At 60.7% G+C, this 24,085-nt stretch carries 21 protein-coding genes and 5 pseudogenes; 19 read left to right on the top strand and 7 right to left on the bottom strand.

Translation table 11 applies throughout. The features are described 5' to 3' along the window. Positions 1 to 103: 103 nt before the first annotated feature. Both N7E01_RS00130 and N7E01_RS00125 read right to left on the bottom strand, forming a co-directional pair. On the bottom strand, positions 104 to 394 hold the full coding sequence (locus N7E01_RS00130; RefSeq protein ID WP_000470556.1) for a DUF1010 domain-containing protein: 291 nt from the start codon (positions 392 to 394) through the stop codon (positions 104 to 106). 130 nt (positions 395 to 524) lie between these two features. Continuing rightward, on the bottom strand, positions 525 to 1,313 hold the full coding sequence (locus N7E01_RS00125; protein ID WP_000503573.1) for an ANT(3'')-Ia family aminoglycoside nucleotidyltransferase AadA5: 789 nt from the start codon (positions 1,311 to 1,313) through the stop codon (positions 525 to 527). A gap of 144 nt (positions 1,314 to 1,457) precedes the next feature. Between N7E01_RS00125 and intI1 the strand changes: the two are divergent. From intI1 to N7E01_RS00110, 3 genes and pseudogenes are all read left to right on the top strand, one after another. Next, a pseudogene (intI1, locus tag N7E01_RS00120) lies at positions 1,458 to 2,470 on the top strand (class 1 integron integrase IntI1). A 336-nt stretch (positions 2,471 to 2,806) separates the two neighbouring features. After that, complete coding sequence (locus N7E01_RS00115) at positions 2,807 to 3,367, top strand: recombinase family protein (protein WP_289173927.1); 561 nt, start codon at positions 2,807 to 2,809, stop codon at positions 3,365 to 3,367. Between the two features lie 3 nt (positions 3,368 to 3,370). After that, a pseudogene (locus N7E01_RS00110) lies at positions 3,371 to 6,338 on the top strand (Tn3 family transposase). Positions 6,339 to 6,427: 89 nt separating this feature from the next. Here N7E01_RS00110 and tet(A) read toward each other — a convergent pair. Further along, a pseudogene (gene tet(A) / locus N7E01_RS00105) lies at positions 6,428 to 7,626 on the bottom strand (tetracycline efflux MFS transporter Tet(A)). Positions 7,627 to 7,731: 105 nt separating this feature from the next. Between tet(A) and tetR(A) the strand changes: the two are divergent. From tetR(A) to N7E01_RS00085, 3 genes are all read left to right on the top strand, one after another. Continuing rightward, complete coding sequence (tetR(A), locus tag N7E01_RS00100; protein ID WP_000164043.1) at positions 7,732 to 8,382, top strand: tetracycline resistance transcriptional repressor TetR(A); 651 nt, start codon at positions 7,732 to 7,734, stop codon at positions 8,380 to 8,382. Positions 8,383 to 9,588: 1,206 nt separating this feature from the next. Beyond that, positions 9,589 to 9,795 carry a KfrB domain-containing protein gene (locus N7E01_RS00090; protein WP_434089591.1) on the top strand — a complete coding sequence of 69 codons (207 nt, stop codon included), beginning with the start codon at positions 9,589 to 9,591 and terminating at the stop codon, positions 9,793 to 9,795. A gap of 7 nt (positions 9,796 to 9,802) precedes the next feature. Then, positions 9,803 to 10,093: a DUF5440 family protein gene (locus N7E01_RS00085; protein WP_434089539.1), complete on the top strand. Its 291-nt coding sequence runs from the start codon at positions 9,803 to 9,805 to the stop codon at positions 10,091 to 10,093. Between the two features lie 82 nt (positions 10,094 to 10,175). Here the strand turns inward: N7E01_RS00085 and N7E01_RS00080 are convergent, their stop codons facing one another. From N7E01_RS00080 to N7E01_RS00065, 4 genes are all read right to left on the bottom strand, one after another. Continuing rightward, a complete protein-coding gene (locus N7E01_RS00080) occupies positions 10,176 to 10,991 on the bottom strand; it encodes an aminoglycoside O-phosphotransferase APH(3')-Ib (RefSeq protein WP_011205810.1) in 816 nt (271 codons plus the stop codon). Between the two features lie 364 nt (positions 10,992 to 11,355). Next, positions 11,356 to 11,811, bottom strand: a complete 456-nt coding sequence (locus N7E01_RS00075) for a hypothetical protein (protein ID WP_289173922.1) — start codon at positions 11,809 to 11,811, stop codon at positions 11,356 to 11,358. Positions 11,812 to 11,917: 106 nt separating this feature from the next. After that, positions 11,918 to 12,199, bottom strand: a complete 282-nt coding sequence (locus N7E01_RS00070; protein ID WP_289173921.1) for a type II toxin-antitoxin system RelE/ParE family toxin — start codon at positions 12,197 to 12,199, stop codon at positions 11,918 to 11,920. Further along, positions 12,196 to 12,447, bottom strand: coding sequence for an antitoxin ParD (locus N7E01_RS00065; protein ID WP_011205807.1), 252 nt, complete (start codon positions 12,445 to 12,447; stop codon positions 12,196 to 12,198). The genes N7E01_RS00070 and N7E01_RS00065 overlap by 4 nt, the downstream gene beginning before the upstream one ends. A 208-nt stretch (positions 12,448 to 12,655) precedes the next feature. On the opposite strand from N7E01_RS00065, the gene N7E01_RS19210 reads away from it, so the two are divergent. The 13 genes and pseudogenes from N7E01_RS19210 (at position 12,656) to N7E01_RS00005 (ending at position 23,852) form a co-directional block, all read left to right on the top strand. After that, on the top strand, positions 12,656 to 13,099 hold the full coding sequence (locus N7E01_RS19210; RefSeq protein ID WP_434089538.1) for a recombinase family protein: 444 nt from the start codon (positions 12,656 to 12,658) through the stop codon (positions 13,097 to 13,099). Then, positions 13,047 to 13,364: a helix-turn-helix domain-containing protein gene (locus N7E01_RS19205; RefSeq protein WP_434089537.1), complete on the top strand. Its 318-nt coding sequence runs from the start codon at positions 13,047 to 13,049 to the stop codon at positions 13,362 to 13,364. Before N7E01_RS19210 ends, N7E01_RS19205 begins: the two co-directional genes overlap by 53 nt. Continuing rightward, on the top strand, positions 13,361 to 13,585 hold the full coding sequence (locus N7E01_RS00055) for a hypothetical protein (RefSeq protein WP_000743213.1): 225 nt from the start codon (positions 13,361 to 13,363) through the stop codon (positions 13,583 to 13,585). The genes N7E01_RS19205 and N7E01_RS00055 overlap by 4 nt, the downstream gene beginning before the upstream one ends. 210 nt (positions 13,586 to 13,795) lie before the next feature. Continuing rightward, positions 13,796 to 14,698 carry a transposase zinc-binding domain-containing protein gene (locus tag N7E01_RS00050; RefSeq protein ID WP_247784763.1) on the top strand — a complete coding sequence of 301 codons (903 nt, stop codon included), beginning with the start codon at positions 13,796 to 13,798 and terminating at the stop codon, positions 14,696 to 14,698. Further along, on the top strand, positions 14,644 to 15,288 hold the full coding sequence (locus N7E01_RS00045; protein WP_002011539.1) for an IS91 family transposase: 645 nt from the start codon (positions 14,644 to 14,646) through the stop codon (positions 15,286 to 15,288). Before N7E01_RS00050 ends, N7E01_RS00045 begins: the two co-directional genes overlap by 55 nt. 30 nt (positions 15,289 to 15,318) lie before the next feature. Continuing rightward, positions 15,319 to 16,236 (top strand): DUF3363 domain-containing protein, encoded by a 918-nt coding sequence (locus tag N7E01_RS00040; protein WP_129501584.1) that lies wholly within the window; start codon positions 15,319 to 15,321, stop codon positions 16,234 to 16,236. Between the two features lie 182 nt (positions 16,237 to 16,418). Continuing rightward, positions 16,419 to 17,632, top strand: a pseudogene (gene floR, locus N7E01_RS00035) (chloramphenicol/florfenicol efflux MFS transporter FloR). Positions 17,633 to 17,686: 54 nt separating this feature from the next. Then, entirely contained in the window at positions 17,687 to 17,965 is a 279-nt protein-coding gene (locus N7E01_RS00030) for a LysR family transcriptional regulator (protein WP_001100557.1), read from the top strand. A gap of 111 nt (positions 17,966 to 18,076) precedes the next feature. After that, on the top strand, positions 18,077 to 19,570 hold the full coding sequence (locus N7E01_RS00025; protein WP_001120888.1) for an IS91-like element ISCR2 family transposase: 1,494 nt from the start codon (positions 18,077 to 18,079) through the stop codon (positions 19,568 to 19,570). Between the two features lie 30 nt (positions 19,571 to 19,600). Next, on the top strand, positions 19,601 to 20,518 hold the full coding sequence (locus N7E01_RS00020; RefSeq protein ID WP_129501584.1) for a DUF3363 domain-containing protein: 918 nt from the start codon (positions 19,601 to 19,603) through the stop codon (positions 20,516 to 20,518). Between the two features lie 182 nt (positions 20,519 to 20,700). Then, positions 20,701 to 21,914, top strand: a pseudogene (gene floR / locus N7E01_RS00015) (chloramphenicol/florfenicol efflux MFS transporter FloR). 54 nt (positions 21,915 to 21,968) lie between these two features. After that, on the top strand, positions 21,969 to 22,247 hold the full coding sequence (locus tag N7E01_RS00010) for a LysR family transcriptional regulator (RefSeq protein WP_001100557.1): 279 nt from the start codon (positions 21,969 to 21,971) through the stop codon (positions 22,245 to 22,247). Positions 22,248 to 22,358: 111 nt separating this feature from the next. Next, positions 22,359 to 23,852 (top strand): IS91-like element ISCR2 family transposase, encoded by a 1,494-nt coding sequence (locus N7E01_RS00005; protein WP_289173909.1) that lies wholly within the window; start codon positions 22,359 to 22,361, stop codon positions 23,850 to 23,852. Positions 23,853 to 24,085 lie beyond the last annotated feature (233 nt).

Here is a 24,085-nt window from a genome sequence, read left to right as displayed (position 1 = left end):
ATATATCTCCCAATTTGTGTAGGGCTTATTATGCACGCTTAAAAATAATAAAAGCAGACTTGACCTGATAGTTTGGCTGTGAGCAATTATGTGCTTAGTGCATCTAACGGGCGAGGTAAGCCGACCGCAGAATGCGGGTCGGCTTGACCGAAATGTTAGAGCCAGAAGCCAAAACGGATAACCGTAACTTGGCGACGGGCGCTAACTGCGAAAAGGCACGGTGCCACCGAGGCGGCACAGCACTACGAAAAAAATAGCTGCTCGCGCTTGCTACACAAGGGCCAGAGGCCAAAAAGACCACAAACCAGCGTAACGCCACCAGGCGAAGCCCAGAGAAACGGCAAACCCAGCGCTGCACAGCGTTTGAGAAACTGAATGCCGTTTGAATAAACATGGGCGAAATAAAGGAGGGTTTCAGTGGTACTAACGCATAGTTGAGCGGCGGGCGCAGCCCGTCCGCTTGAACGCCGAGTTAGGCATCAGATGCCCTCGGCGCGGGTCGATGCACTTTTCGCACATGCCGCTCAACGCAAGATTCTCTCAATCGTTGCTTTGGCATATCGAACGAACGCGGCCGTCTCTTCGACGCGCATTGCTAGGTCGTCGTCCTCGCTACCCAGGTACGCCGCGCGTGCCTTGCAGATGAGGGGCCGATGCTCGGCAGGCAAACGCTCCGATACCCATGCGGCAGCAACGTCCTTAGGAGCAATGAGACCAGTTGAAGCGCTGTACCAAATGCGAGCAAGAGCAAGAACGACGTTCCGCTCGTCACCCTTCCAATCCGACTCTGCATTCCACTGGGCAATAGTGTCGAAAAGCGCCTTGGAGAAATGCTCCTTCGGCACCGGCTCGAAAAACGTGGCTGCGGATGGGCCTAGAAGCGCAAGGCTGTGTTGCCTCGCCTTGGTCAGCAAAATCGCAAGATCGTGATCCAGAACGGCAGGCTCGAACGTTCCGGAAAGGATGTCGTGGCGGAGCCACTCACCGAACTGAAGCTCACGCCGCGCCGGATAGCGCCAAGGCACTACTTCGCTTCGAGCGACAACAGTTAGCTCCAGCGGTCGCCATGTTCCGCCATCGCCTGGCGGTGATGAGACTTTCAGCAAATCGAGCATTAGCGCCTGCCGGAGCGAATCGTTAGGTGCGGCGCTGACGGTCACGAGCAAGTCTATGTCGCTGTCCGGCTTCAGCCCTCCATCGATCGCAGATCCGAACAGGTGGATTGTGTCCAGTGTCGCAGCCAGATGGCGCTCGATCACCGCGCGAGCGTGGGACAGCTGCTTGAAAACTTGTGCAGGGAAAAATTCACCCATGATGCCTAACTTTGTTTTAGGGCGACTGCCCTGCTGCGTAACATCGTTGCTGCTCCATAACATCAAACATCGACCCACGGCGTAACGCGCTTGCTGCTTGGATGCCCGAGGCATAGACTGTACAAAAAACAGTCATAACAAGCCATGAAAACCGCCACTGCGCCGTTACCACCGCTGCGTTCGGTCAAGGTTCTGGACCAGTTGCGTGAGCGCATACGCTACTTGCATTATAGCTTACGAACCGAACAGGCTTATGTCCACTGGGTTCGTGCCTTCATCCGTTTCCACGGTGTGCGTCACCCGGCAACCTTGGGCAGCAGCGAAGTCGAGGCATTTCTGTCCTGGCTGGCGAACGAGCGCAAGGTTTCGGTCTCCACGCATCGTCAGGCATTGGCGGCCTTGCTGTTCTTCTACGGCAAGGTGCTGTGCACGGATCTGCCCCGGCTTCAGGAGATCGGAAGACCTCGGCCGTCGCGGCGCTTGCCGGTGGTGCTGACCCCGGATGAAGTGGTTCGCATCCTCGGTTTTCTGGAAGGCGAGCATCGTTTGTTCGCCCAGCTTCTGTATGGAACGGGCATGCGGATCAGTGAGGGTTTGCAACTGCGGGTCAAGGATCTGGATTTCGATCACGGCACGATCATCGTGCGGGAGGGCAAGGGCTCCAAGGATCGGGCCTTGATGTTACCCGAGAGCTTGGCACCCAGCCTGCGCGAGCAGCTGTCGCGTGCACGGGCATGGTGGCTGAAGGACCAGGCCGAGGGCCGCAGCGGCGTTGCGCTTCCCGACGCCCTTGAGCGGAAGTATCCGCGCGCCGGGCATTCCTGGCCGTGGTTCTGGGTTTTGCGCAGCACACGCATTCGACCGATCCACGGAGCGGTGTCGTGCGTCGCCATCACATGTATGACCAGACCTTTCAGCGCGCCTTCAAACGTGCCGTAGAACAAGCAGGCATCACGAAGCCCGCCACACCGCACACCCTCCGCCACTCGTTCGCGACGGCCTTGCTCCGCAGCGGTTACGACATTCGAACCGTGCAGGATCTGCTCGGCCATTCCGACGTCTCTACGACGATGATTTACACGCATGTGCTGAAAGTTGGCGGTGCCGGAGTGCGCTCACCGCTTGATGCGCTGCCGCCCCTCACTAGTGAGAGGTAGGGCAGCGCAAGTCAATCCTGGCGGATTCACTACCCCTGCGCGAAGGCCATCGGTGCCGCATCGAACGGCCGGTTGCGGAAAGTCCTCCCTGCGTCCGCTGATGGCCGGCAGCAGCCCGTCGTTGCCTGATGGATCCAACCCCTCCGCTGCTATAGTGCAGTCGGCTTCTGACGTTCAGTGCAGCCGTCTTCTGAAAACGACAGTCAGAATAGAGTCTGCTTTCCCATTTTTTGACACATGCCCGCGAAGGTTATAGATTTCAGCCTGACAGAAATGGGCTTTGAGGCACAACGGAACAGAAAGTGCACTTAAGCCGCCTTCAACCAAGGAGACATCGTGCAGGGGCACCGCATCGGCTACGTCCGGGTCAGCAGCTTTGACCAGAACCCGGAACGCCAGCTGGAACAAACCCAGGTGAGCAAGGTGTTCACCGACAAGGCATCGGGCAAGGACACCCAGCGCCCCCAGCTCGAAGCGCTGCTGAGCTTCGTCCGCGAAGGCGATACAGTGGTGGTGCACAGCATGGATCGGCTGGCCCGCAACCTCGATGACCTGCGTCGCTTGGTACAGAAGCTGACCCAGCGCGGTGTGCGCATCGAGTTCTTGAAGGAAGGCCTGGTGTTCACCGGCGAGGACTCGCCGATGGCCAACCTGATGCTGTCGGTCATGGGGGCCTTTGCCGAGTTTGAGCGCGCCCTGATTCGCGAGCGGCAGCGCGAGGGCATCGCCCTGGCCAAGCAGCGCGGTGCCTACCGGGGCCGCAAGAAAGCCCTCTCCGACGAGCAAGCCATCACGCTGCGGCAGCGGGCCGCTGCGGGCGAGCCGAAGGCGCAGCTCGCCCGCGAGTTCGGCATCAGCCGAGAAACCCTCTATCAGTACCTTCGCAAGGACGAGTGAACCATGCCGCGTCGCTCGATTCTCTCGGCTACGGAGCGCGACACCTTGCTTGCGTTGCCGGAAAGCCAGGATGACCTGATCCGCTACTACACCTTCAACGACTCCGACCTGTCGCTGATCCGCCAGCGGCGCGGCGACGCCAACCGCCTGGGCTTCGCGGTGCAGCTCAGCCTGCTGCGCTACCCCGGCTATGCGTTGGGCACCGACAGCGAGCCGCCCGAGCCGGTCATCCAGTGGGTGGCCAAGCAAGTTCAGGCCGACCCGGCGAGTTGGTTGAAGTACGGCGAACGCGACGTGACTCGCCGCGAGCACGCCCAGGAACTGCGCACCTACCTACAACTGGCCCCGTTCGGCCTGTCCGACTTCCGCGCCCTGGTGCGCGAGCTGACCGAGTTGGCCCAGCAGACCGACAAGGGCTTACTGCTGGCCGGTCAGGCCCTGGAGAGCCTGCGACAGAAGCGGCGCATTCTGCCGGCGTTGAGCGTAATTGATCGAGCTTGTTCGGAGGCCATTGCGCGGGCCAATCGCCGAGTCTACCGCGCCCTGGTCGAACCACTCACGGACTCGCATCGGGCCAAGCTGGACGAGCTGTTGAAGCTCAAGGCCGGCAGCAGCATCACCTGGTTGACCTGGCTGCGACAGGCACCGCTGAAACCGAACTCCCGCCACATGCTCGAACACATCGAGCGGCTGAAGACATTTCAGCTGGTGGACTTGCCCGAAGGCCTGGGCCGACACATCCACCAGAACCGCCTGCTCAAGCTGGCCCGCGAGGGTGGGCAGATGACGCCCAAAGACCTCGGCAAGTTCGAGCCGCAGCGACGCTACGCGACCCTGGCCGCCGTGGTGCTGGAGAGCACCGCGACGGTGATTGATGAGTTGGTCGATCTGCACGACCGTATCCTGGTCAAGCTGTTCAGCAGCGCGAAGCACAAGCATCAGCAGCAGTTCCAGAAGCAGGGCAAGGCGATCAACGACAAGGTGCGCCTGTACTCGAAGATCGGCCAGGCTCTCCTGGAAGCCAAGGAAAGCGGTAGCGATCCCTATGCCGCCATTGAGGCGGTGATTCCCCGGGACGAGTTCACCGAGAGCGTCAGCGAGGCCGAGCTGCTGGCCCGGCCGGAAGGCTTCGACCATCTGCACCTGGTCGGCGAGAACTTCGCCACTCTGCGCCGTTACACGCCGGCCTTGCTGGAGGTGCTGGAACTGCGCGCTGCCCCGGCTGCGCAAGGCGTGCTGGCAGCCGTGCAGACCCTGAGCGAGATGAACGCCTACAACCTGCGCAAGGTGCCGGCCGATGCGCCCACCGCCTTCATCAAGCCGCGCTGGAAGCCGCTAGTGATAACCCCGGAAGGCCTCGACCGGCGCTTCTACGAAATCTGCGCCCTGTCCGAGCTGAAGAACGCGCTGCGCTCCGGTGACATCTGGGTCAAGGGCTCGCGGCAGTTCCGCGACTTCGACGACTACCTGCTGCCGGCAGAGAGGTTCGCCGCGCTCAAGCATGCGCAGGCTCTGCCCCTGGCGATCAACCCGAACAGCAACCAGTACCTGGAAGAGCGCTTGCAGCTGCTGGACGAGCAGCTGGCCACCGTCACCCGCCTGGCCAAGGACAACGAGCTGCCCGATGCCATCCTCACCGAGTCCGGGCTGAAGATCACCCCGCTGGATTCCGCGGTGCCCAATACCGCGCAGGCGCTGATCGACCAGACCAGCCATTTGCTGCCGCGCATCAAGATCACCGAACTGCTGATGGACGTGGACGACTGGACGGGCTTCAGCCGCCACTTCACACACCTGAAGGACGGTGCCGAGGCCAAAGACCGGACATTGCTGCTGTCAGCGATCCTGGGCGATGCAATCAACCTCGGGCTGACCAAGATGGCCGAGTCGAGCCCCGGCCTGACCTACGCCAAGCTGTCCTGGCTGCAAGCCTGGCACATCCGAGACGAAACCTACTCGGCGGCCCTGGCCGAGCTGGTCAACCACCAGTACCGTCATACCTTCGCCGCTCACTGGGGCGACGGCACGACCTCTTCTTCCGATGGCCAGCGCTTCCGGGCGGGTGGTCGAGGCGAAAGCACCGGCCACGTCAACCCGAAGTACGGCAGCGAGCCGGGGCGGCTGTTCTACACCCACATCTCCGACCAGTACGCACCGTTCAGCACCCGCGTGGTGAATGTCGGCGTGCGCGACTCTACCTATGTGCTCGACGGTCTGCTGTACCACGAGTCCGACTTGCGGATCGAGGAGCACTACACTGACACGGCTGGCTTCACCGATCATGTCTTCGCCCTGATGCACCTGCTGGGCTTCCGCTTCGCACCGCGCATCCGCGACCTCGGAGAAACCAAGCTGTATGTTCCGAATAGCGTCCAGGACTACCCGACATTGCGCCCAATGGTTGGCGGCACCCTGAACATCAAGCACGTCCGCGCCCATTGGGACGACATCCTGCGCACTGGCCAGCTCGATCAAGCAGGGCACGGTCACCGCCTCGCTGATGCTGCGCAAGCTCGGCAGCTATCCGCGCCAGAACGGCCTGGCCGTGGCCCTGCGCGAGCTGGGCCGGATCGAGCGCACGCTTTTCATCCTCGATTGGTTGCAAAGCGTCGAGCTGCGCCGGCGCGTGCATGCTGGACTGAACAAGGGCGAAGCCCGCAACTCCCTGGCCAGGGCGGTGTTCTTCAACCGCCTCGGCGAGATCAGGGATCGGAGCTTCGAGCAGCAGCGCTACCGGGCCAGTGGCCTCAACCTGGTGACGGCCGCCATCGTGTTGTGGAACACGGTGTACTTGGAGCGCGCCACCCAGGCGATGGGCGATGCGGGGAAGTCGGTGGATGGTGAGCTGCTGCAATACCTGTCGCCGCTGGGGTGGGAGCACATCAATCTGACCGGCGATTATGTCTGGCGGCAGAGCCGCAGGCTGGAGGACGGGAAGTTTCGGCCGCTAAGGCTGCCCGGAAAACCTTAGCGTACGATTTTTTCCGTTTTCTCTATTCGCCCCTATAGCTTGCCGGAAGTCGCCTTGACCCGCATGGCATAGGCCTATCGTTTCCACGATCAGCGATCGGCTCGTTGCCCTGCGCCGCTCCAAAGCCCGCGACGCAGCGCCGGCAGGCAGAGCAAGTAGAGGGCAGCGCCTGCAATCCATGCCCACCCGTTCCACGTTGTTATAGAAGCCGCATAGATCGCCGTGAAGAGGAGGGGTCCGACGATCGAGGTCAGGCTGGTGAGCGCCGCCAGTGAGCCTTGCAGCTGCCCCTGACGTTCCTCATCCACCTGCCTGGACAACATTGCTTGCAGCGCCGGCATTCCGATGCCACCCGAAGCAAGCAGGACCATGATCGGGAACGCCATCCATCCCCGTGTCGCGAAGGCAAGCAGGATGTAGCCTGTGCCGTCGGCAATCATTCCGAGCATGAGTGCCCGCCTTTCGCCGAGCCGGGCGGCTACAGGGCCGGTGATCATTGCCTGGGCGAGTGAATGCAGAATGCCAAATGCGGCAAGCGAAATGCCGATCGTGGTCGCGTCCCAGTGAAAGCGATCCTCGCCGAAAATGACCCAAAGCGCGGCCGGCACCTGTCCGACAAGTTGCATGATGAAGAAGACCGCCATCAGGGCGGCGACGACGGTCATGCCCCGGGCCCACCGGAACGAAGCGAGCGGGTTGAGAGCCTCCCGGCGTAACGGCCGGCGTTCGCCTTTGTGCGACTCCGGCAAAAGGAAACAGCCCGTCAGGAAATTGAGGCCGTTCAAGGCTGCCGCGGCGAAGAACGGAGCGTGGGGGAGAAACCGCCCATCAGCCCACCGAGCACAGGTCCCGCGACCATCCCGAACCCGAAACAGGCGCTCATGAAGCCGAAGTGCCGCGCGCGCTCATCGCCATCAGTGATATCGGCAATATAAGCGCCGGCTACCGCCCCAGTCGCCCCGGTGATGCCGGCCACGATCCGCCCGATATAGAGAACCCAAAGGAAAGGCGCTGTCGCCATGATGGCGTAGTCGACAGTGGCGCCGGCCAGCGAGACGAGCAAGATTGGCCGCCGCCCGAAACGATCCGACAGCGCGCCCAGCACAGGTGCGCAGGCAAATTGCACCAACGCATACAGCGCCAGCAGAATGCCATAGTGGGCGGTGACGTCGTTCGAGTGAACCAGATCGCGCAGGAGGCCCGGCAGCACCGGCATAATCAGGCCGATGCCGACAGCGTCGAGCGCGACAGTGCTCAGAATTACGATCAGGGGTATGTTGGGTTTCACGTCTGGCCTCCGGACCAGCCTCCGCTGGTCCGATTGAACGCGCGGATTCTTTATCACTGATAAGTTGGTGGACATATTATGTTTATCAGTGATAAAGTGTCAAGCATGACAAAGTTGCAGCCGAATACAGTGATCCGTGCCGCCCTGGACCTGTTGAACGAGGTCGGCGTAGACGGTCTGACGACACGCAAACTGGCGGAACGGTTGGGGGTTCAGCAGCCGGCGCTTTACTGGCACTTCAGGAACAAGCGGGCGCTGCTCGACGCACTGGCCGAAGCCATGCTGGCGGAGAATCATACGCATTCGGTGCCGAGAGCCGACGACGACTGGCGCTCATTTCTGATCGGGAATGCCCGCAGCTTCAGGCAGGCGCTGCTCGCCTACCGCGATGGCGCGCGCATCCATGCCGGCACGCGACCGGGCGCACCGCAGATGGAAACGGCCGACGCGCAGCTTCGCTTCCTCTGCGAGGCGGGTTTTTCGGCCGGGGACGCCGTCAATGCGCTGATGACAATCAGCTACTTCACTGTTGGGGCCGTGCTTGAGGAGCAGGCCGGCGACAGCGATGCCGGCGAGCGCGGCGGCACCGTTGAACAGGCTCCGCTCTCGCCGCTGTTGCGGGCCGCGATAGACGCCTTCGACGAAGCCGGTCCGGACGCAGCGTTCGAGCAGGGACTCGCGGTGATTGTCGATGGATTGGCGAAAAGGAGGCTCGTTGTCAGGAACGTTGAAGGACCGAGAAAGGGTGACGATTGATCAGGACCGCTGCCGGAGCGCAACCCACTCACTACAGCAGAGCCATGTAGACAACATCCCCTCCCCTTTCCACCGCGTCAGACGCCCGTAGCAGCCCGCTACGGGCTTTTTCATGCCCTGCCCTAGCGTCCAAGCCTCACGGCCGCGCTCGGCCTCTCTGGCGGCCTTCTGGCGCTCCTGCTGCGGCGTCCGCTCGTGGGCCGTGGCGCGGGTCCGCGCGCCGGCCTCGTGCGCCTGGCGCTCGCGGGCGAGGTCCAGGGCGGCCGTCTTCACGTTCTGCCTTGCGCAGATGAGATAGATCTAGCGTGGACTCAAGGCTCTCGCGAATGGCTCGCGTTGGAAACTTTCATTGACACTTGAGGGGCACCGCAGGGAAATTCTCGTCCTTGCGAGAACCGGCTATGTCGTGCTGCGCATCGAGCCTGCGCCCTTGGCTTGTCTCGCCCCTCTCCGCGTCGCTACGGGGCTTCCAGCGCCTTTCCGACGCTCACCGGGCTGGTTGCCCTCGCCGCTGGGCTGGCGGCCGTCTATGGCCCTGCAAACGCGCCAGAAACGCCGTCGAAGCCGTGTGCGAGACACCGCGGCCGCCGGCGTTGTGGATACCTCGCGGAAAACTTGGCCCTCACTGACAGATGAGGGGCGGACGTTGACACTTGAGGGGCCGACTCACCCGGCGCGGCGTTGACAGATGAGGGGCAGGCTCGATTTCGGCCGGCGACGTGGAGCTGGCCAGCCTCGCAAATCGGCGAAAACGCCTGATTTTACGCGAGTTTCCCACAGATGATGTGGACAAGCCTGGGGATAAGTGCCCTGCGGTATTGACACTTGAGGGGCGCGACTACTGACAGATGAGGGGCGCGATCCTTGACACTTGAGGGGCAGAGTGCTGACAGATGAGGGGCGCACCTATTGACATTTGAGGGGCTGTCCACAGGCAGAAAATCCAGCATTTGCAAGGGTTTCCGCCCGTTTTTCGGCCACCGCTAACCTGTCTTTTAACCTGCTTTTAAACCAATATTTATAAACCTTGTTTTTAACCAGGGCTGCGCCCTGTGCGCGTGACCGCGCACGCCGAAGGGGGTGCCCCCTTCTCGAACCCTCCCGGCCCGCTAACGCGGGCCTCCCATCCCCGGGGGCTGCGCCCCTCGGCCGCGAACGGCCTCACCCCAAAATGGCAGCGCCTACGGCGCTGACTCTTCGTTGACCGTGCGCAAGCGCCTGGAAATGCTCAGCAACGTCTACCAGTTCAGCGAAGGCGGGATCGTGAAACACAGCCGGGGCATCTTTGAGAAGCCGCCGGTTGTCGGCAAGAACTACGAAATCGCCTACAGCCGGGGCCAGGGCAAGGTCATCGGCGAGGTGTCCCAGGAACAGGCGGCCAAGGCCGAGCAGAAACGCTCGCGCTCGATCTAGGAGGCGTATGAACATCGAGGCGTACCCGCACGATTTTCGCGGCTCGCTCGCCGTGGTTTCTGCGACCGGCGTGGCCGGTTGCAGGACCTGGACGCTGCGCAGCGTCGAAACCGGGAAGCACTACGAGCTTGCGCCGGCTTCGATTGAAGGCTGGCCTCTCCCTGCGAAGCGTGAGGACAGTCGGCCCAACAGCATCATCGTCAACTACGACGGCAACGACGTGATCGCGCTTGAGCTGGCGACCGGCGAGTTGTACCGCACCCGAGCACCTGCAACGGCCTTACGACTACGGAGGTAGCAGCAGAAAAAGCCGGGCATTGCCCGGCTTTCTTTGTGAGTCGTCCTGAACGCCTCCCTGATCGAGGTCGAGGGGCATCGCCTTAGAAAAGTTCGTCCAGCAGGAGATGAAATTGCAGCTTGCGCCTATCCGGATCGGCAATGCCATATTGCGCAACAAGCCTCTCCTGAAGCGAAGGTTCGAACTCCTCAAGACAGTTCCATAACACGGCAAGGTCTTGGTATCGATCAGCAATACCAGCCCGCCCAACGTCGATGCAGCCGACTACCTTACCTTCGACGATAAGTAGATTATCGAGTGAAAAATCGCCGTGCGTCACGACTGGGTCCGGCGCGAGCGGTAGGAGGCGATGCATCGCCTCCCAAACCTGTTCGGCCGTCCACCCTTCGCGCTCCTTATCGAAGTCATCGACATCAACAACCCCCGCCTCGATACGCTCCCGCGCTCGGGCAAGCCTGCATGCGTGGTCACTGTTGAAGGAGCATTCGCTCACTGGGATCGCATGCAGTCGGCGCATGAACGCCGCCAATGCGTCAACAACAACGAGACGGGCTCCGAAATCCGATTTCAGCACTTGATATGCCGTTTTTCCATGTATTGCTGTTGTCAGGAGCCATGCCTGATTGGGCGTGCGAACGAAGCTTACAACGGAGGGCACAGAAATGTGCCCCGCCAGCCAACGCAATCTCACCATTTCATCAGTCACGTCGTCGGCAAAAGCATCTTTGCCGTGCTTCAGAAACAAGTCGGAGCCGCCTGACTTGCTATGCAGCCGATAGACCGCGCAGCCGGACTGACCAACCTTATCACGCGCCCATTTGTATCCCATCACGTGAGCCGCCATGCTCTCGGGCACGGCAGCGGCTGCGCAGGGCTCTTCTCGATCAATATCGTTCACTCATCCAATCTCACTGACGGTTAGGCGTGCCTGGTACCGCACGTTCTATTAAGTCGTACAGAAGACCTGGCATATGCGTTGTCGGTTCCAACGACGGATCGTCGGCTCGGAGGTCGAGATAGATGGAGGCAGATGCTTTGATGGCATCCCTGACAGACAACGCATCGTGCAGCGCAATGGTGGTGGCTAGTCTGCGCTCTTCATCCAGTCGAAGGGTTTCCAATCGCCTCACTCCGCGCTGGTCCTTTCCAGCGCGACGGTAGAGCAAAGGTCCTAACACTTGCTCACGGAAGAAACCGAGCATGCCGATCGCTTCGTAAAGCTCGCCACGGGCGAGCTTGGTGGCCGCATAGTGTAGCCAGATCTAGGCACGTGCTTCGAACCACTCGGAGGGACGGTTTGGCCATGCCACCGCTGCCGCCTCAATGCGCTTCTCGATCTCTGCCGGATCACGAGCAAACAGAACCGCCCGCCGCTCGATTTGCTGGTCGAGATCGGAAGCAAGAGAAAACTTCAAATCGATGTGTAGCAGTGGCGGACCATATAGGCAGATCAGAAGGCGCGGTTCTCCTACATGTTCGCCGGTGAACGCGTTGAGGAAGCCGGGCAGTGCCTCGGCAAAATCCTTGCGTGTAGACAAGACATCTGCGTAGCAGTTGTCCTCAACAACGATGTCGAAATCCAAATCGGAGTGCTCATCGAGTCCTCCGTGAACGTAAGAGCCGCCGATCAGAAGAGCGCGGAAGCGAACATCGGAAGCGACCGCATCGCGGATGCGGTTCAAGAAAGTTGCATGAGCTTGTGGAAGTGTGCTGAGCATAAATGATTCTCCTAGCTGTTCTTTGGGTAAGTACGCCATCAGGACGTTGTGAGTGGCGCGATTTTTAGCGGCTGAAATCAGCCCTTGAGCCTGTCGGCAAGTCGCGTCATGAGGTCCATGCGCTCATGCAGGATCGCCACGACCAACGCGGGTTCGCCCGCACGCGGCAGGCAAAAACGTAGTGGTGTTCGCAGCGGGCCATCCGCAGCGCGGGAAAGAGTTCGCTCATGTCCTTAAACGGGCCTTCGCCGGCGGCAAGCCTGGCTATGCCCTGTTCCAGCTTAGCGATATAGCGGCGCACCTGCGCCGCGCCCCACTCCCGGCGCGTGTAGCGGATGATGCCGCGTAGATCGGCTTCGGCCTCAGCCGTGAGGATGTAGGCCGTCAAGCGCGATCCCCGCTGAGTTCTTCATCAAGAATTTCGCCGACGCTCTTGGTGGACACCTTGCCGGCAAGCCCATCGTTGATGCGGTTCCCCAGCATGGTTTTCAGTTCCTGCCATGCCTGATCGGCATCAGCGTCACCGGGGAACAGACGTTCGAGGGCGTATTGCTTAATGGTCTTGCCCTGCAAGGCGGCCAGGGCTTTCAGGCTCTGGTGCTGCTGGTCCGTCATGTCGATTGTCAGGCGGCTCATTGGATAACCTCCATAAAATACACGTAACCACATTAGCACATATGTGGGCGTGAGGCTACAGCGCGAGGCGCATTAAGGTCGGGAAAATGCGCTAGGCGCATTTAAATTGCGTATTGCTGTAATGCGCCATGCCGGCTAGACTAGGCCCAAATGGGTATGCCCAAAGGAGCCCGCAAGTATCCGCAGGACGAAGCCAGTAGCCGCGTCGATGGTGGCGCGGGTCTATCTGCGCGTCAGCACCGACGCGCAGGACTTGGAACGCCAAGAGGCGATCACTACGGCCGCGAAGGCCGCCGGCTACTACGTCGCCGGCATCTACCGTGAGAAGGCATCCGGCGCACGCGCCGACCGGCCTGAGCTGCTGCGCATGATCGGCGACCTACAGCCCGGCGAGGTGGTCATTGCCGAGAAGATCGACCGCATCAGCCGCCTACCTTTGCCCGAGGCCGAGCGCCTGGTGGCCTCGATACAGGCCAAAGGCGCACGCCTGGCCGTCCTCGGCGTGGTCGATCTATCCGACCTGGCGGCCGAGGCCCAGTGGCGTCGCCAAGATCGTGCTGGAAGCCGTGCAGATCATGCTTTTTCGCCTGGCCTTGCAGATGGCCCGCGACGACTACGAGGACAGGCGCGAACGCCAGCGCCAAGGCATTGAGTTGGCCCGCCGGGCCGGGCGGTACAAGGGCCGCCGTGCTGATCCGAAGCGCCGCGCCCAAGTTGTCGCGCTGCGCAAGTCCGGCTACAGCATCAACAAGACCGCCGAGCTGGCCGGGTACAGTGCGGCCCAGGTGAAACGGATATGGGCCGAGGTCAGCCAGGCCGAAGCGAAGCAGCACGGCGCGTTCGTGGAGGACGCATTGACGGAAGCCGATGCCCTGGCCGCTGTCGGCCAGGATGAGCGCCAGGAGGAAAGGGCATGAAGAAGCCGAACCAAGACGACGAGCCGTTTTTCATCACCGAGGAGATTGCGGCCGAAATGATCGCCGGCGGCTATGAGTTCGAGCTGCCGCCCATTCCTTGCACCATCCGCCTACGCGACGTGCTGGAGCGCATGACCGATGCTGAGCTAGCATTGCAGCCGGGCGAGATCGCCGACCAGGAGCGTGAACGCTGCCGGCGCAAGCCGTGTTCAACCTCATGATCTGGTCATGGTATTTTTCATGGCACTGAGCCTGATAGTTCTTGCAAATTGTTGTCACTAAAGGGTTTTGTGTGCTTGTTTACAATCGAGTGGGAGTGACGGGCACTGGCTGGCAATGTCTAGCAACGGCAGGCATTTCGGCTGAGGGTAAAAGAACTTTCCGCTAAGCGATAGACTGTATGTAAACACAGTATTGCAAGGACGCGGAACATGCCTCATGTGGCGGCCAGGACGGCCAGCCGGGATCGGGATACTGGTCGTTACCAGAGCCACCGACCCGAGCAAACCCTTCTCTATCAGATCGTTGACGAGTATTACCCGGCATTCGCTGCGCTTATGGCAGAGCAGGGAAAGGAATTGCCGGGCTATGTGCAACGGGAATTTGAAGAATTTCTCCAATGCGGGCGGCTGGAGCATGGCTTTCTACGGGTTCGCTGCGAGTCTTGCCACGCCGAGCACCTGGTCGCTTTCAGCTGTAAGCGTCGCGGTTTCTGCCCGAGCTGTGGGGCGCGGCGGATGGCCGAAAGTGCCGCCTTGCTGGTTGATGAAGTACTGCCTGAACAACCCATGCGTCAGTGGGTGTTGAGCTTCCCGTTTCAGCTGCGTTTCCTGTTTGCCAGCCGGCCCGAGATCATGGGGTGGGTGCTGGGCATCGTTTACCGCGTCATTGCCACGCACCTGGTCAAGAAAGCGGGCCATACCCACCAAGTGGCCAAGACGGGCGCGGTCACCCTGATCCAGCGTTTTGGATCGGCGCTCAATCTGAATGTTCACTTCCACATGCTGTTTCTCGACGGTGTGTATGTCGAGCAATCCCACGGCTCAGCGCGTTTCCGCTGGGTCAAGGCGCCGACCAGCCCAGAGCTCACCCAGCTGACGCACACCATCGCCCACCGGGTGGGTCGCTATCTGGAACGGCAAGGCCTGCTGGAACGGGATGTCGAAAACAGCTATCTGGCCTCGGATGCGGTGGATGACGACCCGATGACACCCTGCTGGGGCACTCGATCACTTACCGTATCGCTGTCGGTTCACAGGCGGGGCGAAAGGTGTTCACTTTGCAAACTCTGCCGACCAGTGGTGATCCGTTCGGTGACGGGATTGGCAAGGTAGCCGGGTCCAGCCTGCACGCCGGCGTGGCGGCCAGGGCCGATGAACGCAAGAAGCTCGAACGGCTGTGCCGGTACATCAGCCGCCCGGCGGTATCCGAGAAGCGGCTGTCGTTAACACGAGGCGGCAACGTGCGCTACCAGCTCAAGACGCCGTACCGGGACGGCACCACGCACGTCATTTTCGAACCATTGGATTTCATTGCAAGGCTGGCCGCCCTGGTACCGAAGCCCAGAGTCAACCTAACCCGCTTCCACGGGGTGTTCGCACCCAACAGTCGGCACCGGGCGTTGGTCACGCCGGCAAAACGGGGCAGGGGCAACAAGGTCAGGGTGGCTGATGAACCGGCAACACCAGCACAACGGCGAGCGTCGATGACATGGGCGCAACGGCTCAAGCGTGTTTTCAATATCGACATCGAGACCTGCAGCGGCTGCGGCGGCGCCATGAAAGTCATCGCCTGCATTGAAGACCCTATAGTGATCAAGCAGATCCTTGATCACCTGAAGCACAAAGCCGAAACCAGCGGGACCAGGGCGTTACCCGAAAGCCGGGCGCCACCGGCTGAGCTGCTCCTGGGTCTGTTTGACTGACGAGCCTGAAGGCCAACGATACCAATCAAAATGCTGCGTTCACAGCGCCGCGGCAGGGATCCGCCGTGCTGGTTGTCGGAAAAGGAGCCGCTAGTGGGAAAGAGGAGGGTAAATTTTCAGCGTTGCTGGCTCCCCGTCAGCCGGATTGGGTTGCATCGCAGGGGTGTCGAAAGAGTCAACTGCGGTCCAAAGCTGTTGGACTTGGGTGAAAAGGGCGTTTATTCTTCCTATACGTGCCGCGTTCCAGGCGGCGACTATGAGGGCTATGTCGATGCCCATGTGCGCCGGCTGGAGGCGCTACGCCGGGCCGGTATCGTCGAGCGGATCGACGCCGACCAATGGCGCATCCCCGATGATCTGGTCAGCCGTGCCGCCGCCCATGACGCCGGCCGAGACAGTCAGGCCAGCGTTCGCGTCCTTTCCCCGGTCGATCTGAACAAACAGATCGGATCGGACGGCGCGACCTGGCTGGACCGGCGGCTGATCCACGGCGAGACGGCCGACCTTGCGCCAACCGGCTTCGGGCAACAAGTCCGCGAAGCCATGGACCAGCGCCGCGAGCACCATATCGAACAGGGCGACGCCACCCGCAGCCGGGACAGCCGCGTCTTCTACCGGCGCAACCTTCTCGCCATCCTGCGGGAGCGCGAGGTAGCCGGCGTCGGATCGGATATGGCTTTGAGTAAGGGCCTGCCGTTCCGCGCCGCCACGGACGGCGAGAGCGTCAGCGGCAAGTTTACCGGAACCGTGCATCTATCGAGCGGCAAGTTCGCCGTGGTCGAGAAATCCCATGAGTTCACCCTTGTCCCGTGGCGGCCGATCATCGACCGCCAACTCGGCCGCGAGGTTATGGGCATCGTGCAGGGCGGGTCGGTGTCGTGGCAGTTAGGGCGGCAGAGGGGCTGGAACGCTGAGTGCGCCCATGCCGCATTGCGAAGCAAAAGATAATCGGATAAAATGTAGCAATTCATATTCGTAAGCGTGGAGTAATCAGATGGGAAATTCCAAGTCAGCAGACAAGTAAGCCGCAACAACCAGTATTGTTGTTGCGGCGCTCTGTAAGGCTAGTCTCATCTGATTGCTGACGAGCAGACGTCGCCCGGTATTCCTTAATCGAGGGTTGATTCGTCATGACCACCACACGCCCCGCGTGGGCCTATACGCTGCCGGCAGCACTGCTGCTGATGGCTCCTTTCGACATCCTCGCTTCACTGGCGATGGATATTTATCTCCCTGTCGTTCCAGCGATGCCCGGCATCCTGAACACGACGCCCGCTATGATCCAACTCACGTTGAGCCTCTATATGGTGATGCTCGGCGTGGGCCAGGTGATTTTTGGTCCGCTCTCAGACAGAATCGGGCGACGGCCAATTCTACTTGCGGGCGCAACGGCTTTCGTCATTGCGTCTCTGGGAGCAGCTTGGTCTTCAACTGCACCGGCCTTTGTCGCTTTCCGTCTACTTCAAGCAGTGGGCGCGTCGGCCATGCTGGTGGCGACGTTCGCGACGGTTCGCGACGTTTATGCCAACCGTCCTGAGGGTGTCGTCATCTACGGCCTTTTCAGTTCGATGCTGGCGTTCGTGCCTGCGCTCGGCCCTATCGCCGGAGCATTGATCGGCGAGTTCTTGGGATGGCAGGCGATATTCATTACTTTGGCTATACTGGCGATGCTCGCACTCCTAAATGCGGGTTTCAGGTGGCACGAAACCCGCCCTCTGGATCAAGTCAAGACGCGCCGATCTGTCTTGCCGATCTTCGCGAGTCCGGCTTTTGGGTTTACACTGTCGGCTTTAGCGCCGGTATGGGCACCTTCTTCGTCTTCTTCTCGACGGCTCCCCGTGTGCTCATAGGCCAAGCGGAATATTCCGAGATCGGATTCAGCTTTGCCTTCGCCACTGTCGCGCTTGTAATGATCGTGACAACCCGTTTCGCGAAGTCCTTTGTCGCCAGATGGGGCATCGCAGGATGCGTGGCGCGTGGGATGGCGTTGCTTGTTTGCGGAGCGGTCCTGTTGGGGATCGGCGAACTTTACGGCTCGCCGTCATTCCTCACCTTCATCCTACCGATGTGGGTTGTCGCGGTCGGTATTGTCTTCACGGTGTCCGTTACCGCGAACGGCGCTTTGGCAGAGTTCGACGACATCGCGGGATCAGCGGTCGCGTTCTACTTCTGCGTTCAAAGCCTGATAGTCAGCATTGTCGGGACATTGGCGGTGGCACTTTTAAACGGTGACACAGCGTGGCCCGTGATCTGTTACGCCACGGCGATGGCGGTACTGGTTTCGTTGGGGCTGGTGCTCCTTCGGCTCCGTGGGGCTGCCACCGAGAAGTCGCCAGTCGTCTAACCGACGACTGGTAGCAGGCCCGCTCCGATGCGGCGCACTAACCATCGAAACCTCGTGAATGTCGGTATCCTGTCTGGCAGGATACCGCTCATTTCCCTTGTTCAGTTCATCGCCGTCGCCGAGCATCTGAATTTTCGGCATGCGGCCAAGGCACTTGGTATCAGCCAGTCGAGCGTCAGCGCGCGTGTGAAAGCGCTGGAGGATAACCTTGGTGTCCTGCTATTTGAGCGCCATGCGCGGGGCGTTCGGCTAACAGACGCAGGCAGGCACTTCATGGAGCGTGTCACGGCGGGTGTCGATCAACTCGATCACGCAGTGAAGACCGCGGAGTGACGGGCACTGGCTGGCAATGTCTAGCAACGGCAGGCATTTCGGCTGAGGGTAAAAGAACTTTCCGCTAAGCGATAGACTGTATGTAAACACAGTATTGCAAGGACGCGGAACATGCCTCATGTGGCGGCCAGGACGGCCAGCCGGGATCGGGATACTGGTCGTTACCAGAGCCACCGACCCGAGCAAACCCTTCTCTATCAGATCGTTGACGAGTATTACCCGGCATTCGCTGCGCTTATGGCAGAGCAGGGAAAGGAATTGCCGGGCTATGTGCAACGGGAATTTGAAGAATTTCTCCAATGCGGGCGGCTGGAGCATGGCTTTCTACGGGTTCGCTGCGAGTCTTGCCACGCCGAGCACCTGGTCGCTTTCAGCTGTAAGCGTCGCGGTTTCTGCCCGAGCTGTGGGGCGCGGCGGATGGCCGAAAGTGCCGCCTTGCTGGTTGATGAAGTACTGCCTGAACAACCCATGCGTCAGTGGGTGTTGAGCTTCCCGTTTCAGCTGCGTTTCCTGTTTGCCAGCCGGCCCGAGATCATGGGGTGGGTGCTGGGCATCGTTTACCGCGTCATTGCCACGCACCTGGTCAAGAAAGCGGGCCATACCCACCAAGTGGCCAAGACGGGCGCGGTCACCCTGATCCAGCGTTTTGGATCGGCGCTCAATCTGAATGTTCACTTCCACATGCTGTTTCTCGACGGTGTGTATGTCGAGCAATCCCACGGCTCAGCGCGTTTCCGCTGGGTCAAGGCGCCGACCAGCCCAGAGCTCACCCAGCTGACGCACACCATCGCCCACCGGGTGGGTCGCTATCTGGAACGGCAAGGCCTGCTGGAACGGGATGTCGAAAACAGCTATCTGGCCTCGGATGCGGTGGATGACGACCCGATGACACCCCTGCTGGGGCACTCGATCACTTACCGTATCGCTGTCGGTTCACAGGCGGGGCGAAAGGTGTTCACTTTGCAAACTCTGCCGACCAGTGGTGATCCGTTCGGTGACGGGATTGGCAAGGTAGCCGGGTCCAGCCTGCACGCCGGCGTGGCGGCCAGGGCCGATGAACGCAAGAAGCTCGAACGGCTGTGCCGGTACATCAGCCGCCCGGCGGTATCCGAGAAGCGGCTGTCGTTAACACGAGGCGGCAACGTGCGCTACCAGCTCAAGACGCCGTACCGGGACGGCACCACGCACGTCATTTTCGAACCATTGGATTTCATTGCAAGGCTGGCCGCCCTGGTACCGAAGCCCAGAGTCAACCTAACCCGCTTCCACGGGGTGTTCGCACCCAACAGTCGGCACCGGGCGTTGGTCACGCCGGCAAAACGGGGCAGGGGCAACAAGGTCAGGGTGGCTGATGAACCGGCAACACCAGCACAACGGCGAGCGTCGATGACATGGGCGCAACGGCTCAAGCGTGTTTTCAATATCGACATCGAGACCTGCAGCGGCTGCGGCGGCGCCATGAAAGTCATCGCCTGCATTGAAGACCCTATAGTGATCAAGCAGATCCTTGATCACCTGAAGCACAAAGCCGAAACCAGCGGGACCAGGGCGTTACCCGAAAGCCGGGCGCCACCGGCTGAGCTGCTCCTGGGTCTGTTTGACTGACGAGCCTGAAGGCCAACGATACCAATCAAAATGCTGCGTTCACAGCGCCGCGGCAGGGATCCGCCGTGCTGGTTGTCGGAAAAGGAGCCGCTAGTGGGAAAGAGGAGGGTAAATTTTCAGCGTTGCTGGCTCCCCGTCAGCCGGATTGGGTTGCATCGCAGGGGTGTCGAAAGAGTCAACTGCGGTCCAAAGCTGTTGGACTTGGGTGAAAAGGGCGTTTATTCTTCCTATACGTGCCGCGTTCCAGGCGGCGACTATGAGGGCTATGTCGATGCCCATGTGCGCCGGCTGGAGGCGCTACGCCGGGCCGGTATCGTCGAGCGGATCGACGCCGACCAATGGCGCATCCCCGATGATCTGGTCAGCCGTGCCGCCGCCCATGACGCCGGCCGAGACAGTCAGGCCAGCGTTCGCGTCCTTTCCCCGGTCGATCTGAACAAACAGATCGGATCGGACGGCGCGACCTGGCTGGACCGGCGGCTGATCCACGGCGAGACGGCCGACCTTGCGCCAACCGGCTTCGGGCAACAAGTCCGCGAAGCCATGGACCAGCGCCGCGAGCACCATATCGAACAGGGCGACGCCACCCGCAGCCGGGACAGCCGCGTCTTCTACCGGCGCAACCTTCTCGCCATCCTGCGGGAGCGCGAGGTAGCCGGCGTCGGATCGGATATGGCTTTGAGTAAGGGCCTGCCGTTCCGCGCCGCCACGGACGGCGAGAGCGTCAGCGGCAAGTTTACCGGAACCGTGCATCTATCGAGCGGCAAGTTCGCCGTGGTCGAGAAATCCCATGAGTTCACCCTTGTCCCGTGGCGGCCGATCATCGACCGCCAACTCGGCCGCGAGGTTATGGGCATCGTGCAGGGCGGGTCGGTGTCGTGGCAGTTAGGGCGGCAGAGGGGCTGGAACGCTGAGTGCGCCCATGCCGCATTGCGAAGCAAAAGATAATCGGATAAAATGTAGCAATTCATATTCGTAAGCGTGGAGTAATCAGATGGGAAATTCCAAGTCAGCAGACAAGTAAGCCGCAACAACCAGTATTGTTGTTGCGGCGCTCTGTAAGGCTAGTCTCATCTGATTGCTGACGAGCAGACGTCGCCCGGTATTCCTTAATCGAGGGTTGATTCGTCATGACCACCACACGCCCCGCGTGGGCCTATACGCTGCCGGCAGCACTGCTGCTGATGGCTCCTTTCGACATCCTCGCTTCACTGGCGATGGATATTTATCTCCCTGTCGTTCCAGCGATGCCCGGCATCCTGAACACGACGCCCGCTATGATCCAACTCACGTTGAGCCTCTATATGGTGATGCTCGGCGTGGGCCAGGTGATTTTGGTCCGCTCTCAGACAGAATCGGGCGACGGCCAATTCTACTTGCGGGCGCAACGGCTTTCGTCATTGCGTCTCTGGGAGCAGCTTGGTCTTCAACTGCACCGGCCTTTGTCGCTTTCCGTCTACTTCAAGCAGTGGGCGCGTCGGCCATGCTGGTGGCGACGTTCGCGACGGTTCGCGACGTTTATGCCAACCGTCCTGAGGGTGTCGTCATCTACGGCCTTTTCAGTTCGATGCTGGCGTTCGTGCCTGCGCTCGGCCCTATCGCCGGAGCATTGATCGGCGAGTTCTTGGGATGGCAGGCGATATTCATTACTTTGGCTATACTGGCGATGCTCGCACTCCTAAATGCGGGTTTCAGGTGGCACGAAACCCGCCCTCTGGATCAAGTCAAGACGCGCCGATCTGTCTTGCCGATCTTCGCGAGTCCGGCTTTTTGGGTTTACACTGTCGGCTTTAGCGCCGGTATGGGCACCTTCTTCGTCTTCTTCTCGACGGCTCCCCGTGTGCTCATAGGCCAAGCGGAATATTCCGAGATCGGATTCAGCTTTGCCTTCGCCACTGTCGCGCTTGTAATGATCGTGACAACCCGTTTCGCGAAGTCCTTTGTCGCCAGATGGGGCATCGCAGGATGCGTGGCGCGTGGGATGGCGTTGCTTGTTTGCGGAGCGGTCCTGTTGGGGATCGGCGAACTTTACGGCTCGCCGTCATTCCTCACCTTCATCCTACCGATGTGGGTTGTCGCGGTCGGTATTGTCTTCACGGTGTCCGTTACCGCGAACGGCGCTTTGGCAGAGTTCGACGACATCGCGGGATCAGCGGTCGCGTTCTACTTCTGCGTTCAAAGCCTGATAGTCAGCATTGTCGGGACATTGGCGGTGGCACTTTTAAACGGTGACACAGCGTGGCCCGTGATCTGTTACGCCACGGCGATGGCGGTACTGGTTTCGTTGGGGCTGGTGCTCCTTCGGCTCCGTGGGGCTGCCACCGAGAAGTCGCCAGTCGTCTAACCGACGACTGGTAGCAGGCCCGCTCCGATGCGGCGCACTAACCATCGAAACCTCGTGAATGTCGGTATCCTGTCTGGCAGGATACCGCTCATTTCCCTTGTTCAGTTCATCGCCGTCGCCGAGCATCTGAATTTTCGGCATGCGGCCAAGGCACTTGGTATCAGCCAGTCGAGCGTCAGCGCGCGTGTGAAAGCGCTGGAGGATAACCTTGGTGTCCTGCTATTTGAGCGCCATGCGCGGGGCGTTCGGCTAACAGACGCAGGCAGGCACTTCATGGAGCGTGTCACGGCGGGTGTCGATCAACTCGATCACGCAGTGAAGACCGCGGAGTGACGGGCACTGGCTGGCAATGTCTAGCAACGGCAGGCATTTCGGCTGAGGGTAAAAGAACTTTCCGCTAAGCGATAGACTGTATGTAAACACAGTATTGCAAGGACGCGGAACATGCCTCATGTGGCGGCCAGGACGGCCAGCCGGGATCGGGATACTGGTCGTTACCAGAGCCACCGACCCGAGCAAACCCTTCTCTATCAGATCGTTGACGAGTATTACCCGGCATTCGCTGCGCTTATGGCAGAGCAGGGAAAGGAATTGCCGGGCTATGTGCAACGGGAATTTGAAGAATTTCTCCAATGCGGGCGGCTGGAGCATGGCTTTCTACGGGTTCGCTGCGAGTCTTGCCACGCCGAGCACCTGGTCGCTTTCAGCTGTAAGCGTCGCGGTTTCTGCCCGAGCTGTGGGGCGCGGCGGATGGCCGAAAGTGCCGCCTTGCTGGTTGATGAAGTACTGCCTGAACAACCCATGCGTCAGTGGGTGTTGAGCTTCCCGTTTCAGCTGCGTTTCCTGTTTGCCAGCCGGCCCGAGATCATGGGGTGGGTGCTGGGCATCGTTTACCGCGTCATTGCCACGCACCTGGTCAAGAAAGCGGGCCATACCCACCAAGTGGCCAAGACGGGCGCGGTCACCCTGATCCAGCGTTTTGGATCGGCGCTCAATCTGAATGTTCACTTCCACATGCTGTTTCTCGACGGTGTGTATGTCGAGCAATCCCACGGCTCAGCGCGTTTCCGCTGGGTCAAGGCGCCGACCAGCCCAGAGCTCACCCAGCTGACGCACACCATCGCCCACCGGGTGGGTCGCTATCTGGAACGGCAAGGCCTGCTGGAACGGGATGTCGAAAACAGCTATCTGGCCTCGGATGCGGTGGATGACGGCCCGATGACACCCCTGCTGGGGCACTCGATCACTTACCGTATCGCTGTCGGTTCACAGGCGGGGCGAAAGGTGTTCACTTTGCAAACTCTGCCGACCAGTGGTGATCCGTTCGGTGACGGGATTGGCAAGGTAGCCGGGTCCAGCCTGCACGCCGGCGTGGCGGCCAGGGCCGATGAACGCAAGAAGCTCGAACGGCTGTGCCGGTACATCAGCCGCCCGGCGGTATCCGAGAAGCGGCTGTCGTTAACACGAGGCGGCAACGTGCGCTACCAGCTCAAGACGCCGTACCGGGACGGCACCACGCACGTCATTTTCGAACCATTGGATTTCATTGCAAGGCTGGCCGCCCTGGTACCGAAGCCCAGAGTCAACCTAACCCGCTTCCACGGGGTGTTCGCACCCAACAGTCGGCACCGGGCGTTGGTCACGCCGGCAAAACGGGGCAGGGGCAACAAGGTCAGGGTGGCTGATGAACCGGCAACACCAGCACAACGGCGAGCGTCGATGACATGGGCGCAACGGCTCAAGCGTGTTTTCAATATCGACATCGAGACCTGCAGCGGCTGCGGCGGCGCCATGAAAGTCATCGCCTGCATTGAAGACCCTATAGTGATCAAGCAGATCCTTGATCACCTGAAGCACAAAGCCGAAACCAGCGGGACCAGGGCGTTACCCGAAAGCCGGGCGCCACCGGCTGAGCTGCTCCTGGGTCTGTTTGACTGACGAGCCTGAAGGCCAACGATACCAATCAAAATGCTGCGTTCACAGCGCCGCGGCAGGGATCCGCCGTGCTGGTTGTCGGAAAAGGAGCCGCTAGTGGGAAAGAGGAGGGTAAATTTTCAGCGTTGCTGGCTCCCCGTCAGCCGGATTGGGTTGCATCGCAGGGGTGTCGAAAGAGTCAACTGCGGTCCAAAGCTGTTGGACTTGGGTGAAAAGGGCGTTTATTCTTCCTATAC

It is taken from the genome of Neopusillimonas aromaticivorans (assembly GCF_030344915.1).
In the GTDB taxonomy this organism is placed as follows: domain Bacteria; phylum Pseudomonadota; class Gammaproteobacteria; order Burkholderiales; family Burkholderiaceae_B; genus Neopusillimonas; species Neopusillimonas aromaticivorans.
The sequence above is the reverse complement of the archived record's forward strand: the minus strand, read 5'-3'. Positions and strand labels throughout refer to the sequence as shown.

Coding starts and splice junctions, on each gene's coding strand:
- N7E01_RS00130 (WP_000470556.1), bottom strand. CDS start 394: ATGTTTATTCAAACGGCATTCAGTTTCTCAAACGCTGTGCAGCGCTGG.
- N7E01_RS00125 (WP_000503573.1), bottom strand. CDS start 1,313: ATGGGTGAATTTTTCCCTGCACAAGTTTTCAAGCAGCTGTCCCACGCT.
- N7E01_RS00085 (WP_434089539.1), top strand. CDS start 9,803: ATGAACATCGAGGCGTACCCGCACGATTTTCGCGGCTCGCTCGCCGTG.
- N7E01_RS00075 (WP_289173922.1), bottom strand. CDS start 11,811: ATGCTCAGCACACTTCCACAAGCTCATGCAACTTTCTTGAACCGCATC.
- N7E01_RS00065 (WP_011205807.1), bottom strand. CDS start 12,447: ATGAGCCGCCTGACAATCGACATGACGGACCAGCAGCACCAGAGCCTG.
- N7E01_RS19210 (WP_434089538.1), top strand. CDS start 12,656: ATGGTGGCGCGGGTCTATCTGCGCGTCAGCACCGACGCGCAGGACTTG.
- N7E01_RS19205 (WP_434089537.1), top strand. CDS start 13,047: ATGGCCCGCGACGACTACGAGGACAGGCGCGAACGCCAGCGCCAAGGC.
- N7E01_RS00055 (WP_000743213.1), top strand. CDS start 13,361: ATGAAGAAGCCGAACCAAGACGACGAGCCGTTTTTCATCACCGAGGAG.
- N7E01_RS00050 (WP_247784763.1), top strand. CDS start 13,796: ATGCCTCATGTGGCGGCCAGGACGGCCAGCCGGGATCGGGATACTGGT.
- N7E01_RS00040 (WP_129501584.1), top strand. CDS start 15,319: ATGCTGCGTTCACAGCGCCGCGGCAGGGATCCGCCGTGCTGGTTGTCG.
- N7E01_RS00025 (WP_001120888.1), top strand. CDS start 18,077: ATGCCTCATGTGGCGGCCAGGACGGCCAGCCGGGATCGGGATACTGGT.
- N7E01_RS00020 (WP_129501584.1), top strand. CDS start 19,601: ATGCTGCGTTCACAGCGCCGCGGCAGGGATCCGCCGTGCTGGTTGTCG.
- N7E01_RS00005 (WP_289173909.1), top strand. CDS start 22,359: ATGCCTCATGTGGCGGCCAGGACGGCCAGCCGGGATCGGGATACTGGT.